General features: G+C 74.6%; 12 protein-coding genes. All 12 read right to left on the minus strand.

Annotated elements, in window-relative coordinates; translation table 11 throughout:
- Positions 1 to 8 precede the first annotated feature (8 nt).
- The 12 genes from ACZ7KX_RS07490 to ACZ7KX_RS07545 all read right to left on the minus strand — a co-directional run bounded on the left by ACZ7KX_RS07490 (position 9) and on the right by ACZ7KX_RS07545 (position 14,250).
- The gene (locus tag ACZ7KX_RS07490; RefSeq protein ID WP_470325725.1) at positions 9 to 785 is read right to left on the minus strand and encodes a MerR family transcriptional regulator; all 777 of its coding nucleotides are present in this window, start codon (positions 783 to 785) and stop codon (positions 9 to 11) included.
- A 5-nt stretch (positions 786 to 790) separates the two neighbouring features.
- Positions 791 to 1,627, minus strand: a complete 837-nt coding sequence (locus ACZ7KX_RS07495; RefSeq protein ID WP_470325726.1) for an alpha/beta fold hydrolase — start codon at positions 1,625 to 1,627, stop codon at positions 791 to 793.
- Positions 1,628 to 1,672: 45 nt separating this feature from the next.
- Complete coding sequence (locus ACZ7KX_RS07500) at positions 1,673 to 2,479, minus strand: Rossmann-fold NAD(P)-binding domain-containing protein (RefSeq protein ID WP_470325727.1); 807 nt, start codon at positions 2,477 to 2,479, stop codon at positions 1,673 to 1,675.
- 182 nt (positions 2,480 to 2,661) lie between these two features.
- Positions 2,662 to 2,913 carry a hypothetical protein gene (locus tag ACZ7KX_RS07505; RefSeq protein WP_470325728.1) on the minus strand — a complete coding sequence of 84 codons (252 nt, stop codon included), beginning with the start codon at positions 2,911 to 2,913 and terminating at the stop codon, positions 2,662 to 2,664.
- Positions 2,910 to 3,998: a branched-chain amino acid aminotransferase gene (locus tag ACZ7KX_RS07510; protein WP_470325729.1), complete on the minus strand. Its 1,089-nt coding sequence runs from the start codon at positions 3,996 to 3,998 to the stop codon at positions 2,910 to 2,912. Before ACZ7KX_RS07510 ends, ACZ7KX_RS07505 begins: the two co-directional genes overlap by 4 nt.
- Positions 3,999 to 4,074: 76 nt before the next feature.
- Positions 4,075 to 5,385: a dihydrolipoamide acetyltransferase family protein gene (locus ACZ7KX_RS07515; RefSeq protein ID WP_470325730.1), complete on the minus strand. Its 1,311-nt coding sequence runs from the start codon at positions 5,383 to 5,385 to the stop codon at positions 4,075 to 4,077.
- Positions 5,382 to 6,398, minus strand: a complete 1,017-nt coding sequence (locus tag ACZ7KX_RS07520) for an alpha-ketoacid dehydrogenase subunit beta (protein WP_470325731.1) — start codon at positions 6,396 to 6,398, stop codon at positions 5,382 to 5,384. Before ACZ7KX_RS07520 ends, ACZ7KX_RS07515 begins: the two co-directional genes overlap by 4 nt.
- 1 nt (position 6,399) lies before the next feature.
- Positions 6,400 to 7,524 carry a pyruvate dehydrogenase (acetyl-transferring) E1 component subunit alpha gene (gene pdhA / locus ACZ7KX_RS07525; protein ID WP_470325732.1) on the minus strand — a complete coding sequence of 375 codons (1,125 nt, stop codon included), beginning with the start codon at positions 7,522 to 7,524 and terminating at the stop codon, positions 6,400 to 6,402.
- A 123-nt stretch (positions 7,525 to 7,647) separates the two neighbouring features.
- Positions 7,648 to 9,060 carry an enoyl-CoA hydratase/isomerase family protein gene (locus tag ACZ7KX_RS07530; RefSeq protein ID WP_470325733.1) on the minus strand — a complete coding sequence of 471 codons (1,413 nt, stop codon included), beginning with the start codon at positions 9,058 to 9,060 and terminating at the stop codon, positions 7,648 to 7,650.
- Positions 9,061 to 9,122: 62 nt separating this feature from the next.
- A complete protein-coding gene (locus tag ACZ7KX_RS07535; protein WP_470325734.1) occupies positions 9,123 to 9,872 on the minus strand; it encodes a thioesterase II family protein in 750 nt (249 codons plus the stop codon).
- Positions 9,869 to 12,955 carry a non-ribosomal peptide synthetase gene (locus ACZ7KX_RS07540; protein ID WP_470325735.1) on the minus strand — a complete coding sequence of 1,029 codons (3,087 nt, stop codon included), beginning with the start codon at positions 12,953 to 12,955 and terminating at the stop codon, positions 9,869 to 9,871. Before ACZ7KX_RS07540 ends, ACZ7KX_RS07535 begins: the two co-directional genes overlap by 4 nt.
- A complete protein-coding gene (locus tag ACZ7KX_RS07545) occupies positions 12,952 to 14,250 on the minus strand; it encodes a cytochrome P450 (protein WP_470325736.1) in 1,299 nt (432 codons plus the stop codon). The genes ACZ7KX_RS07540 and ACZ7KX_RS07545 overlap by 4 nt, the downstream gene beginning before the upstream one ends.
- Between the last annotated feature and the right edge of the window lie 5 nt (positions 14,251 to 14,255).

Here is a 14,255-nt window from a genome sequence, read left to right on the forward strand (position 1 = left end):
GGCGGGCCCTAGCCCCGGTGGGCATCGATGCCGGCCGCCCGGATCTTCTGCTCGATCAGCGTCGTCAGCCGGGTCCAGCCGGGGCGCCGGTCCTCGCCGTGGTGGGTGAGGAGTTCCTTGCGGGTATCGCCGTCCTCGCGGTCCTGCAGGCCGGAGAGGGTCGGGAGCAGGGAGGGGTCGGCGATGAAGTGTCCGGCCACCTCGGTGGCGAGTTCCTCGATCCTCGGGTCGTCCGGCTCCCAGCTCCCGGCGGCCCAGGTCATCTTGACGACGGCGACGTGCCCGGGGTCGTCGAGGCCGTGCTCGATCTGGGCCAGGTACTCCTCGAAGCCCTCCGGCATCAGGGCCCGGACCAGGATCAGGGCCTCGCGGGCCGTGGTCACGTCCTCGGCGGAGAAGCCGAGTGCGGGCATCCGGTCCAGCAGCGCGAGTGCCCGTTCGGGGAGCAGGACCCGGTCGCCGTGGGCGAGGCGGCGCAGGACCTCGCGTCGGGCGACCAGTTCGTCGATCTTGCCGGTGAGGGTCTCCTCGACCTCGACGAGCGAGGCCGCGAACCGATCCGGTTCGGCGTCCAGGATCGGGCCGACCTCGGCCAGGGGGACGCCCGCCCCGGCGAGGGTACGGACCTGCACCAGTCGCAGCAGCTCGGCCGTTCCGTAGCGGCGGTAGCCGGAGAGGTCGCGCGCGGGCTCCTCGACCAGGCCGTTCTTGTGGTAGTGCCGGATGGTCTTCACCGTGACGCCGGCGAAGGCCGCGGCCTGGCTGATGGTCACTCCGTCGGTCATGCGCATCAGTTGACCCCATCGCCGGCGGTGGCGGCAACCTCGCGGACGGCGGTGGCGATGGCGCGGAAGTCCTTGCGGACGATGGTGGTGTGCTTGCTCGGGACGGTGGCGCTGACCCGGACGTGGGGGTTGCGGGCGAGGACCGGGTCCAGCGTGGCGCGCATCGCCGCCAGGCCCTCGGCGGTGCCGCCGAGACTGGCGCCGGTGGCCACCAGGTACCGCATCGGGAAGTTCACCAGGTCGAACACCGGATCGCTCGCGGCGACGATCTCGTTCAGCTCGATGTTGATCTCGGCGTGCTCGGCGGCGGACATCCGCGCGGCCATGCCCAGCGGCCTGACCAGCGGCATGATCCACCCGAACTGCCGGAACATCTTGCGGATCTGCTCCTTGCCGGCCTCCCGGCCGCCCTCGACGGTGGCCAGGTAGTCCCATGGGTAGCCGCCGTCGACCATGACCGCGCCCGCGATCCGGCCGGGGTTGCGGGTGGAGTAGTGCAGTGCGAGCGCCGCGCCGTAGGACCAGCCCACCAGGATCGGCCGCTGCGCGCCGGTGGCGTCGATGACGGCGTCGATGTCGCGCAGGCAGGCCTCGAAGGAGTAGTCGGAGGAGGTCTTCGACTTGCCGCGGGCGCGTTCGTCGAAGGTGATGTGCCGGTAGTCGCCGCCGAGTTCGGCGATCGTGCGGCGCCAGTTCCGCTGGGTGGCGTACGAGCCGTTGAGGTAGATCACCGGGCGGCCGGTCCCGCGCGTGTCGGTCACGGCCAGGGCGGTGTCCTCGACCGGAATCATGCCGGTCCGGCGGGAGTCGGGGTTCTGCTTCGCGTTCGTGTTCGTGGTCATGGATATGAGCGTGAGGCTTGACCTTGGGTCAAGGTCAACCCCGCTTCAACGGAACAGCGCGGCGTGGTCGGCGGCCCAGGTGCGGAAGCTGCGGGCCGGGTGGCCGGTGAGGTCCTGGACGGTGGTGGTGGCCGGCTCGGGGTCGGCGATGCGGGCGTGGATGAAGTCCAGCGTGCTGTCGATCGCCGGCCCGGGCCGGCCGGTGGCCGTCATGCGGTGGCGGGCGGCCTCGCGCGGGATCTCCTCCCACGCCACCGGCCGGCCGGCCGCCTCGCCGATGATGCCCACCTGCTCGGCCTGGGTCGGCGACTCGGGGCCGGTCAGCACGTACCGGGCGCCGGCGTGGCCGTCCTCGACCAGGGCCCGGACGGCGACCGCCGCGATGTCCCGCTCGTCCACCGGGTTCAGCTCGGCCGCACCGCCGTAGCCCCGTACGGCGTCGCCGGCGCGGATCTCCTCCGCCCACTGCAGCGCGGCCGCGAACCCGTACGCCCGCAGCACGGTGTACCGCACCCCGCTCCGGGCGAGCAGCGCCTCGATCTCGCCCTCCGGCTGCTCGGGGACGTCCCGGACGGCCGCCGAGGAGAGGAAGACCACCCGCCCGACCTCCCGGGCCAGCACGCCCACCGCGTCCGTCGCCGCCTCCGCCGTCGGGTGCGGCCACCCCAGCAGCACCGCGTCGACGCCCTGCGCCGCCGCCTCCAGGGACGCCGGGTCGAGCAGGTCCCGCTGCGTCAGCGTCCGCGCCCGTGCCCCGGCGGCCGCGAGCTGCAGCCCGACGTGCCGCCCGACCGTCCCGGAGACGCCGACCACCAGCACGGCCGACGAATCGTCAACTCGCTTTTCTGTCATGCCTAGAACGTAGGTGACGAAGATGAGACGCCCAATGCGCACGGGTCTCGGGTCCATGCGCCATCGTCTACCCGGCGCGCACCGACTCCCGTACGCCCCTCCAGTGCGTCGAGCGCCGGCAGTTCGTCGGTGTCCGGCCGCCCGCCGGGGGAGTACCGCGGCGGGCGGCCGGACACCGGCCGTCAGGACGTGAGGGCGTTGAGGCCGGTGAGGAGGAGGGTGAGGCCCAGGAGGGCGAGGAGGGCGCCGAGGGCGCGTTGGGCGGCGGGGGCGGTCGGGGGAGGGGCGGCACGGCGCAGGTGCGGGGGGAGGCCGGCGCGCTCGGCGAGCTGGCGGCGGTGGAGGCGGGTCACGATCCCCCGGAAGTCGGCGGCCCAGAGGGAGCCGAGAGCCGTGGTGAGGACGCCGAGCAGGACGAGGACGACGGTGGTCACAGGACGCGCCGCAGCCAGCCGTGGGTGTCCTCGGCCCGGCCGTACTGGAGGTCGAGCATCCGCTCGCGCAGGGCCGTGGTGAGCCGGCCGGGTGTGCCGTCGCCGACGGTCAGGGCGTAGCCCTCGCCCTTGATGCCGAGGACCGGGGTGAGGACGGCGGCGGTGCCCGCCGCGAAGACCTCCGTGACGGTGCCGTCGGCGAGGCCGGCCCGGAACTCCTTGAAGGTGACGGGGCGTTCGACCGGAGCCAGGCCGAAGTCCGGGGCGAGCGTGAGCGCGGTGTCGCGGGTGACGCCCTCCAGGATGGTGCCGAGTGCCGGGGTGACCAGCTCGCCGGCGGCGGTGACCAGGAAGAGGTTCATCGCCCCGGACTCCTCGATGCAGCCCTCCTCGTCCATGCTGTCGAGGTAGAGGACCTGGTCGCAGCCATGCTGCAGGGCTTCCGCCTGCGCGGCGAGGCTCGCCCCGTAGTTGCCGCCGCACTTCGTGGCGCCCGTGCCGCCCCTGCCCGCCCGGGTGTAGGTCGTGCTGACCCACAGGGCCACGCCGCCGGTGCCCGCGGAGAAGTACGGCCGGGTGGGGCAGGCGATCACGGAGTAGGCGACCCGCTCGGCCGGACGGACACCGAGGAAGGTCTCGGCGGCGAACATGAACGGCCGCAGGTACAGGCTCTCCTCGCCCGCGGTCACCGGCACCCAGGGCTCGTCCGCGCGGACCAGGGCCTCGACGCTCGCGAGGAAGTCCTCCTCCGGGAGCGGGGGCAGGCCCATCCGCGCCGCGGAGCGGGCGAAGCGGCGCGCGTTGCGCTCGGGGCGGAACAGCCAGATGCTGCCGTCGGCGTGCCGGTAGGCCTTGAGCCCCTCGAAGACCTCCTGGGCGTAGTGCAGCGCGGCCGTGCCGGGGTGCAGGGAGAACGGCTGCAGCGGGCCCACGGAGCGGTCGTGCCAGCCGGCTTCCGGTGTCCAGAGGGCCTGGGCCATGTGGTCGGTGAAGTGCCGGCCGAACTCCGGTGCGGCCAGGACCGCCGCGCGTTCCGCCTCCGGCACCGGACTCGTGGTGCGGACCAGGGGGAAGGCCGGGCTCATCGTCAACTCCTGCGGAGGGGTGCGGATCGGGCGGTGCTGGGCGGGGTGCTGCGGGGGCGGGGCGGGGCGGCGGCGGTCAGAGGGCGGCGAGGAGCAGGGCGGGGCGCTCCACGCAGTCCGCGACGTAGCGCAGGAAACCGCCGGCCACCGCCCCGTCGCAGACCCGGTGGTCGAAGGTGAGGGACAGCTGGGTGACCTTGCGGACGGCGAGCTCGCCGTCCGTGACCCAGGGCTTGTCGACGACGCGTCCCACGCCGAGGATCGCGGCCTCGGGGTGGTTGAGGAGCGGCGTGGAGCCGTCGACGCCGAAGACGCCGTAGTTGTTGAGCGTGAAGGTGCCGCCGGTCAGCTCCCCCGGCGGCAGGCTGCCGGAGCGCGCCAGAGCGGTCAACCGGACGAGTTCGGAAGCCAGTTCGGCGGTCGTCCGCAGGTGCGCGTCCCGCACCACGGGCACGACGAGACCGCGGTCGGTCTGCGCGGCGAAGCCCAGGTTCACGTGGGGGAAGCGGACGATCTCCTCCCGCGCCGCATCCACGGTCGAGTTCAGCTCGGGGAACCGGCGGAGCGCGGCGACGCAGATCCGCGCCAGCAGCGCGAGCAGCCCGATCGGCCGGTCCGGGGAGGCGTCCCGGAGGGTGTCCCGGGCCTGGAGCAGGCCGGTGGCATCCACGTCGACCCAGGTGGTGGCGGTCGGGACCGCACTGCTGCGGGTCAGCTTCTCGGCCGCGGCCCGGCGCAGGCCGCTCAGCGGGATGCGCTCCCGCGGAACGGGATCCACCGCGGGCCGCAGGGCCCGTTCGACGTCACGGCGCAGGATGACGCCGTGCGGTCCGCTGGGCGTGAGCCGGGTGAGGTCGACGCCGTGCTCGCGCGCGAGCGCGCGGACCAGCGGGGAGATCACCAGGGGGACGGCGGACCGCTCCGGCACCCCGGTCCGGCCGGTGGTGCCGCGGCCGCGGTCGCGGCGGCGGCCGGGCGGGACCGGCCGCGTCCCGTAGCCGACCAGGACGTTGCCGCTCGGTGCCGGCGCCTCCTCGCCATGGGCCTCCCGCGCGGGCGGCAGCTCGGCGGGCGGACGCAGTTCGGAGGAGGGAGACGGCTCGGGGGAGGGAGACGGCTCGGGGGAGGGGGGTACGGCCGCAGCGACGGAGACCAGCGGCGCCCCGACCGCGACCACCGCCCCCACCTCGGCGTGCAGTTCCAGCACCGTCCCGGCGTACGGCACGGGCACCTCGACGGCCGCCTTCACCGTCTCGACCTCCACGACCACCTGGTCCACCTCGACGGTGTCCCCGGCGGCGATCCGCCAGCCGACGACCTCCGCCTCGGTGAGGCCCTCGCCCAGGTCGGGCAGCAGGAAGACCCGGGGCCCGGCCGCGGCGGTCACGAGGCCACCCGCGCGAGGTGCCGGGTGTCCGGCTCGTCGTCGTACTGCAGGCGGTGGACGGCGTCCAGCACCCGGTCCACCCCGGGCAGGTGGGCGTGCTCCAACTTCGGCGGCGGGTAGGGGATGTCGAACCCGGCCACGCGCAGGACGGGTGCGGCCAGCGAGTGGAAGCAGCGCTCCTGCACCCGCGCGGCGATCTCGGCGCCGACGCCCGCGAACCCCTGCGCCTCCTGGACGACCACGCAGCGGCCGGTCCGCCGCACCGACGCCGTCACCGTGTCGTCGTCGAAGGGCACGAGCGTGCGCAGGTCCACGACCTCCAGCTCGATGCCGTCCAGCGCCGCCTCGGCCGCCGCGGCGAGCGCGACCGGGACGGCGGGGCCGTAGGAGATCAGCGTGGCGTCGCGTCCGACGCGGCGGACCGCCGCCCGGCCGAAGGGCGGTGCCCCGCGCCGTTCCAGGTCGACGTCCTGCTTGGACCAGTACTGCTTCTTGGGCTCCAGGAACACGACCGGGTCGGGATCCCGCACGGCGTCCCGCAGCAGCCAGTGGGCGTCCTCGACGGTCGCCGGGGTGACGACCTTCAGCCCCGGGGTGTGCGCGTAGTACGCCTCGCTGGAGTCGCTGTGGTGCTCGACGCCGCCGATCCCGCCGCCGTACGGGATGCGTAGGACCATCGGCAGGGAGATCCGCCCCCGGGTGCGGTTGCGCATCTTCGCCACGTGCGAGGCGATCTGCTCGAACGCCGGGTAGGCGAAGGCGTCGAACTGGAGCTCCACCACCGGCCGGAACCCGCCCATCGCCAGCCCGACGGCCAGCCCGACCAGGCCCGACTCGGCGAGCGGCGTGTCGAAGCAGCGGTGCTCGCCGAACTCGGCGGTCAGCCCGTCGGTGATCCGGAAGACGCCGCCGAGCCGGCCGACGTCCTCGCCGAACACCAGCACCCGCTCGTCCTCGCGCAGCGCGTCCCGCAGCGCCGCGTTGAGCGCCTGGGCCATCGTGGCCGTTCCCATGTCAGTTCTCCGTGTCGTCCGACTCGGCGGCCAGCTGGTCGCGCTGCTCGCGCAGTTGGGGGGTGGGCTCGGCGTAGACGTGCTCGAAGAGTTCGAGCGGGTCCGGCTGCTCCTCGACGTCGATCCGGGCCCGCAGGTCCGCCGCCAGGGCGTCGCCCGCCTCCCGCGCGGAGTCGACGTCCTGCTCGCCGAGCAGCCCGGCGCCGCGCAGGTACGTCTCCAGGCGGTCCAGCGGGTCCGCGGCGTCCCAGCGGCGGACCTCCTCCTCGTCCCGGTAGCGGCCGGGGTCGTCGGCGTTGGTGTGTCCGTCCACGCGGTAGGTGTGGGCCTCCACCAGGAACGGGCCCTGACCGGAACGGGCGTGCTCGACGGCCGCGTCCAGCACCGACAGCACCGCCACCAGGTCGTTGCCGTCGACCTGTTCGGAGCGCACCCCGTAGCCGACCCCCTTGTACGCGAGGGCCGGTGCGGCGGTCTGCCGCGCGAGCGGCACGGAGATCGCGTACTGGTTGTTCTGGATCAGGAAGACCACCGGGGAACGGAACACCGCGGCGAAGTTCAGCGCCTCGTGGAAGTCGCCCTCGCTCGTCCCGCCGTCCCCGACGAAGGCCATCACCACGCCGTCCTCGCCCTTGCGGCGCACGGCGTCGGCCATGCCGACGGCGTGCAGCAGTTGCGTGGCCAGCGGCGTGCACTGGGGCGCGACCCGGACCGCCGTCGGGTCGTAGCCGCAGTGCCAGTCGCCGCGCAGCAGGGTCAGGGCCTCCACCGGGTCCACGCCCCGCGCGACCAGGGCCACCGTGTCGCGGTAGGTGGGGAACAGCCAGTCCCCGTCCCGCAGGGCGAGGACGCCGGCGATCTGGCAGGCCTCCTGCCCCCGGCTCGACGGGTAGACGGCGAGCCGGCCCTGCCTGGTCAGTGCGGTCGCCTGCTGGTCGAAGCGCCGCCCCACCACCATCCGCCGGTACGCCTCGCGGAGCCGCTCGGCCGGGGGCGCCTGGTACCCCGAGGGGGTCGTGGCCGCGGTGCCGGCCTCGGTGACCAGCCGGACCGGGGTGGCTGACGGCAGCAGCGCCTTCGCCGCCGGTCGGAGGCCCTGCTCGGACGCTGTGGCCGTGGCGGACATGGGGAGGGGCTCGCTTTCTCTGCGGGGTCTCTGCGGGTTCGCTTCGGGTTCTCTGCGGTGGTGGGCGGCCGGTGGCGGGCGGCCGGTGCCGGGTGGCGGTGGCGGAGGAGGGACGGCGGTCCGTCAGGCGTGCGCGGCGGAGTCCCCGTCCGGCTTCGCGGACGCCCGCCGGTTGACCCAGGTGCGCTCCAGCTTCGCCACCACGTCCGCGCTGTGCATCCGAACGGACTGCTCCAGTGCGTACCGGCTCAGGTAGGTCCGGAACAGGTCGTCGGACTCCTCGGCCAGGTGCATCATCCGGCGGTTGGCGGGCACGGCCGGGTCGGCCAGCCGGTCGGCCGCCGAGGCCACGGCCGCGTCGACCTCGTCGGGCTTGACGACCTCGTCGCAGAGCGCCAGCGCCTGGGGGCTGTCCGCCGGGACCTGCTCGCCGTGGAAGATCAGGCGCTGCGCCATCCGCCGCCCGACCACCCGGCCCAGCCGCAGGTTGGCGGCGCCGGGGATGATGCCCTCGTTGAGCGCGGGCAGCGAGAAGTAGGCGTCGGATCCCGCGACCACCCGGTCGAGGACGAGCGCGACCTGGGTCGCACCGCCGATCGCGAAGGTCTCGACGGCGCCGATCCACGGCTTGCCGCCGGGCGGGTCGAGCAGGTCGTCCCCCGGGCTGCGCAGTCCGTGGATCAGCTTGCGGATGTACCCCAGCTCGCGACGGAGCATGAAGTCCACGAAGGAGATCTTCCCCTCGTAGAGGTGGGTCAGGTTGATGCCGGCCCCGAACGCCCGCCGGCCGCGGTACCGGGGGTGGGACAGCTCGCTGCCGCGCAGCACGCCCACCGCGACCTCGTCGTCGAGCAGGGCCAGGTCGATGGCGGTCTCCAGGGCCTCCACCACCGCGTCGTCCTCGGCGTTGAGGACGTGCTGGTTGCAGATGGTCACCTCGGCCACGAAGCCGTCGCGGCGGACGGTGGCCTGGCCGAGGTCCAGGTGGCCGGTCCGGCGGAACTCGGGGAGCAGCTCCAGGGCCCGGGGCGTGGGGGCCAGCATCGACCGCAGCAGGTGCTCGCCGGTGTCGCGCAGGCCCAGCAGGTGGGTGAAGAAGACGCCTTGGTCGAGCTCCCCGCCGGACTTCGCGGATTGCGGGACCAGGCGGTCCGCGGCGATCTGCGCGCGGCTGGGGACCAGCCCGGGGTAGGCCTCCGCCGCCGCGAAGGCGAGGTCGTCCACCCGGACCTGGCGGCGGCGGCCGGTGGTGAGCTCGTCGTAGACGCGGCCCGCGTGCAGGTCGAGGAACTGGTGCCGGGCCTGCCGGGCGGCGCGCGCGACGTGCTCCGCGGTGTCGCGCTCGGCGGCGGTGCGCTCGGCGCGCGGCGGCAGCGCCGCGGTCTGGTCCCCGAAGGCGTCGAGACAGGCGGTCAGCAGGCGGGTGTCCGCCCGGTGGTCCCCGCGGAAGCGCGGGACCCCGGTGGCACGGGACGCCGCGCCGCGGGACGGGTCGGGCTGCGCCGCCGTTGCTTGGGTCGGCACGGGTGTGTGCATGCTGGGTCATCTCCTCATGGGTGTTCTCGCGGCACGTGGCCGGTCCGTACCGGCGCGGGCCGTCATGGGCGGGTCAGCCCCGATCTCACGATCGCGTCGAACAGGCCGCCGGAGGGCTCGTAGACCGTGTGGTGGTCGCCCGGCCGCCGGTGGACGGTGAACTCCCCGCCGGCGTAGGCCCGCCAGCCCTCCAGGGCGGCGGGCGGGACCACCGGGTCCTCCGTCGCCGCGAAGACCCGGACGTCGCACGGCAGGGGCGCGGCGGGGGCGGGCCGGTACTCGGCGGCGAGTGCGAGGTCGGCCCGCAGGCCGGTCAGCAGTCGGCGGACGAACTCCTCGTGCTGCAGGAGGACCTCGGGAACTCCGTTGGTGGCGCGCAGGAAGTCGAGGAGTTCGTCGTGGGGCAGCGCGTGGTACGCGGTGTCGGCGGCCAGGTGCGGCGGCCGGGCACCGGAGATCAGCAGGGCCCGGGGCAGCGGGTGGCCGTGTTCGTGCAGGTGCCTGGTCAGCGAGTAGGCGAGCAGACCCCCGAAGCTGTGGCCGAACAGGACGTACGGCGGTTCGAGCAGCGGGAGCAGGGCCCCGGCCACCTGGACGGTGAGTTCTTCGAGCGTGGCCGGCAGCGGGTCGCCGATCCGGTTCTCCCGGCCCGGAAGCTGGACCGGGACCAGGTCCACCGAGTCGGGCAGGTGCGGGCGCCAGGAGGCGAAGGCGCTCGCCCCGCCGCCCGCGTGCGGGAAGCAGAACAGCCGCTCCCCGGTCCCGCGGCCGGCCGGGGAGCCCAGCAGCCAGGGCGTCGGGTCGGCGGTCACGCGGTGCCCCGCCGGGTTTCCAGCAGTGCGGCGATCTGCCCGCCGGAGCGGTTGTCCAGCAGGTCCACGAGGCTCAACCCGGCGTCGGGGAAGGCCGACTGGAGGTGGGTGAAGAGCGTGACCAGCAGCAGCGAGTTGCCGCCGAGCGCGTAGAAGTCGTCGTCGGGGCCGACCGATTCGCGTTCGAGGGTCTGCGCCATGACGGACAGGACCCGTTCCTCCACCGGGGTGCGCGGGGCGGAGCCGGGGCCGGCCCCGGAGTCGTACTCCGGTGCGGGCAGGCCCTTGCGGTCGAGCTTGCCGTTCGCGGTCAGTGGGATCTCGTCGAGCCAGACGAAGGCCGCCGGGATCATGTACGACGGCACCCGGGCCGCCATGTACTCCCGCAGCTGCGCGTGGTCGGGCCGCGCGTCGCCCACCAGGTAGGCGGCCAGGGCCGGCCCGCCGGGCGCGTCGTCGCGGACCACGGTGGCCACGGCCCGGACGTCGGGGTGCGCGGCGAGCGCCGCGTCCAGTTCGCCCAGCTCGATCCGGTACCCCCGGATCTTGACCTGGTCGTCGCCGCGCCCGAGGAATTCGAGGTTGCCGTCCGGCAGCCAGCGGGCCAGGTCGCCGGTGCGGTAGATCCGGCTGCCCGGCGGGCCGAACGGGTCGGGCAGGAACCGTTCCCGGGTGAGTTCGGGGCGGCCCAGGTACTCCCGGGCCAGGCCGTCGCCGCTGAGCCAGAGGTCACCGGCGACGCCGACGGGCTGCGGTTCCAGGTCCTCGTCGAGGACGTAGGTCTGGGTGTTGGCGATCGGACGGCCGATGGGGATGGTGGGGCGGGTGGTGTCGGCGGCCTCGATGGGCTTCCAGGTGGCGAAGAGGGTGCACTCGGTGGGACCGTACACGTGCAGGAAGCTGGTGTCGGTCAGGTGCGGCAGCAGCTGCGCGGCGCTGGCCGGCGAGAGGACGTCACCGCCGACCATCAGCTGTCGGACGCGGGCCAGTTCCTCGGGGAACTGTTCTGCCGCCACGTGGAGTTGGGGCGAGACGAGCAGCAGCGTGGTGATCCGGTGGCGCTGCAGCGCGGCCTTGAGCAGGTCGGGGAAGGGCAGCCCGGACGGTGGCAGGACCAGCGTGCCGCCGTTCAGCAGCGCGCCCCACAGCTCGATCAGCGAGGCGTCGAAGGTGAGCGGGGAGAGCTGCAGGTGCGCCTCGCCGGGCCCGAGCCGTACGTAGTCCGCGCCCTTGACCAGTCGGCTGAGGGCCCGGTGGGTGACGGCGACGCCCTTGGGGGCGCCGGTGGAGCCCGAGGTGTAGATGACGTACGCGAGGTGCTCGGCGGTGGCCGCCGGGACGACCGGGTCGGTGGCCGGCAGGCCGTCCGTCGGCGCCGTGTCGTCCGGCGCGTCGAGCCGGAGCAGCCGGGCGGCGGACCCGGCGAAGGCCTCCGCGTGGCCGGTGTCGGTGAGGACGACCGGGGCCCCGGCGTCCCCGACCACGAAGGCGAGCCGCTGCGCGGGGTGGTCCGGGTCGAGCGGGAGGTAGGCGCCGCCGGCCTTGAGCACGGCCAGCAGGCACACGATCATGTCGACCGACCGGGGCAGGCAGATGCCGACCGGGACGTCGGGGCCCACGCCCCACTCGATCAGGCGGTGGGCCAGCCGGTTCGCCCGGGCGTTCAGTTCGCCGTAGCCGAGCCGGACGTCCTCGTGTTCGAGGGCGGTCGCCGCGGGGTCGCGGCGGACCTGCTCCTGGAACAGGGCGGCGGTGGTGCGGTCGCGCGGGAAGTCCCTCCCGGTGCGGTTCCATTCGGTCACCACGAGGGCGCGCTCCTCGGGCGGGAGCGCGGGCAGGGCGGCGACCGGTGTGTGCGGGTTCTCCGCGGCGGCGGTGAGCAGCAGCTCGATCCGCCGCGCCAGCCGCCGCGCGGTGACCGGCTCGAACAGGTCGGCGTCGTACTCGACCGTTCCGCGCAGTTCGTCCCCGCGCAGCTCGAAGACGAGCGAGAGGTCCCGGGCGGCCGTGCCCGGCTGCAGGTCGACGGGGGTGCAGGTGGCACCGGGATAGTCCGGCAGCGCGGTGCCGAAGTTCCGGGCGGCGAGTCTGACCGGCACCGGCTGGCGGGCCGGGTCGCCGCAGGCTCCGGCCGGCCCGGCCAGGGCTCCCGGCGGCAGGGCGGTGGCGTGCGCGCGGGCCCGGGCCAGCTCCGCCCGGGCCTGCTCGACGACGTCCAGGAAGGTCGGTTTGCCGTCCAGCCGGAGGTCCAGGACGACGTCGGTCTCCGGCCGGCCGAGCGGGGTGTCCGGGTCGGGGCGGACCGCGACCAGGAGCGGGACGGCCTGCTGTCCGGTCTGGCGGGCGAGCAGCGCGAGTGCGGCGGCGCACAGGGCGCTGGACGCGTCGGCCGTTCCGGACAGCTCGCGCAGGCGCGGCGCGAGGCCGGCCGGAAGGGCGAAGTGTTCCACGCCGCCGGGGCGGGAGGCCCGGGGCCGGCGGGGCCGGTCGGTCGGCAGGTCGACGACGGGGAGCGCCTCGGGCCGGTCCAGCCAGTGACCGAGCTCGACGCTCGCCTCCGCGGCGGAGGGCCAGCGGATCTCCGGGGCCCGCGTGGCGGGGAGCGGCTCCCCCCGCCGTACGGCGGTGTGGGCGAGCGCGTGCTCGACGAGGAGGGCGTCCATGGCGACCGGGTCGAGCGCCAGGCGGTGCGCGACGGCGAGCAGCAGCCACTCCTGCTCGCCGACCCGCAGCGCACGGACCCTCAGCAGCGGGCCGCGGGCGAGGTCGAAGGGCTCGGCGGCCAGCCGGGCGGCGTGCTCGGTCGCCTCCTCCGGCGGTACGCGGACCGCGGCGAAGTCGGCCTGCGCCGCGCTCCCGGTGTCCGGCGCGGCGGGCTGCGGCACCGCCAGTCCGGTGGACGCGGGGAGCACGGTCCGCAGGACGGCGTGCCGCGAGGTCAGCTCCTGCAGCGCGCGGTGCGCCGCCGCGGGGTCGAAGTCCCCGGTGAGCCGGAAGCACCGGACCACGTGGTGGGAGGGGTGCGACCAGGGGGCCGGTCCCGGTTCGAGCGGGGCGGACGTCGGGTGTGCCGGGGCTGTCACAGTGCTTCCTCAGAGGTGTCGCCGAGTGGTGGGAGGTCGCGGAGCCCGGCTCCGTCCGGTCGCAGGACCGTTCGCACGGGGAGGCTCTTGATCCCCGCGATGAAGGTGGAGTGCAGGTGGCGCGGCTCCCCGGCCGACTCGATCCGCTCGAAGTTCCTGGCGATCTCGTCGAACAGGACGGTCAGGGCGAGCCGGGCCAGGTGGGTCCCGATGCAGCGGTGGGCGCCCACGCCGAACGCGATGTGGCGGTTGGGGGTCCGGTCGGCCCGGAAGCGGAAGGGCTCGTCGAACACGGTCTCGTCGCGGTTGGCGGAGCCCAGCCACGCGGTGACCGGCCGGCCGGCGCCGATGGTCGTGCCGCCCATCCGCACTTCCCCGGTCGTGTGCCGCAGTGCGTGGTTGGCGGGTGAGGACCAGCGCAGGATCTCCTCCACCAGGGACTCGGTGTCCCCGCTCGCCAGCCAGCGCTCCTGCTCGACAGGGTTCTCCAGCAGGGCGAGCAGGCCGGCGGCGGCCGCGTGGGAGGTGGTGACGGTCGCCCCGATGAGGAGGCTGTAGGCGTTGAGGAGGACCTCCTCACGGCTCAGCTGCTCGCCCTCCGGCGCGGCCCGCAGCAGCGCCCCGATGAGGTCGTCCGCCTCTTCCCGGCCGGGGCGGGACACCTCGGTGTGGAAGTACAGGAAGATCTCGGAGTGCGCCCGGTTGAGCACGGCGGAGCGGGAGTCGCCGGTTCCGGCGTAGTCCGGGTCGGACTCGGCGACGGCCGCGTAGGTGAAGTGGCTCAGCCGGTTCCAGGAGGACTCCGGGATGCCGAGCAGCAGCCCCGCGATCGCGATCGGGTAGTACGCGGCCTGGGCCGCGAAGTCCCAGGTGTCCTGCCGGGCACCGATCGAGAGCAGGCGGCGGGAGAACTCCCGCAGCGCGGGCTCGTGCGCCTGGACCGCCTGCCTGGTCAGGTGCGGGGACAGCGGGTCCTTGAGCCGCTTGTGCTGCGGCGGGTCGGTGACCGCGAGCATCTTCCCGCCGGCGATGTCGGTCTGCCCCAGGGTCGTCAGGATGTTTCCCCGCGTGGCGGTGAACTCGCCGTGCTGGGAGAGCACCCGGGACACGTCCGCGTACCGGGTGACCGCCCAGAACTCCGGTTTGCCGCCCATCGGGCACTGCCGGTGGACGGGATCGTGGGCGCGCAGGTGGGTCCAGACCGGGTGGGGGTCCCCGGTGCCGAAGTAGTGCGGATCGGAGAGGTCCGGTCCGGGCTCGTCGTCCGCGGCGGCCCCGCCAGAGGTTATGCGCATGGTTC

This window comes from Kitasatospora sp. NPDC038210, assembly GCF_055600605.1.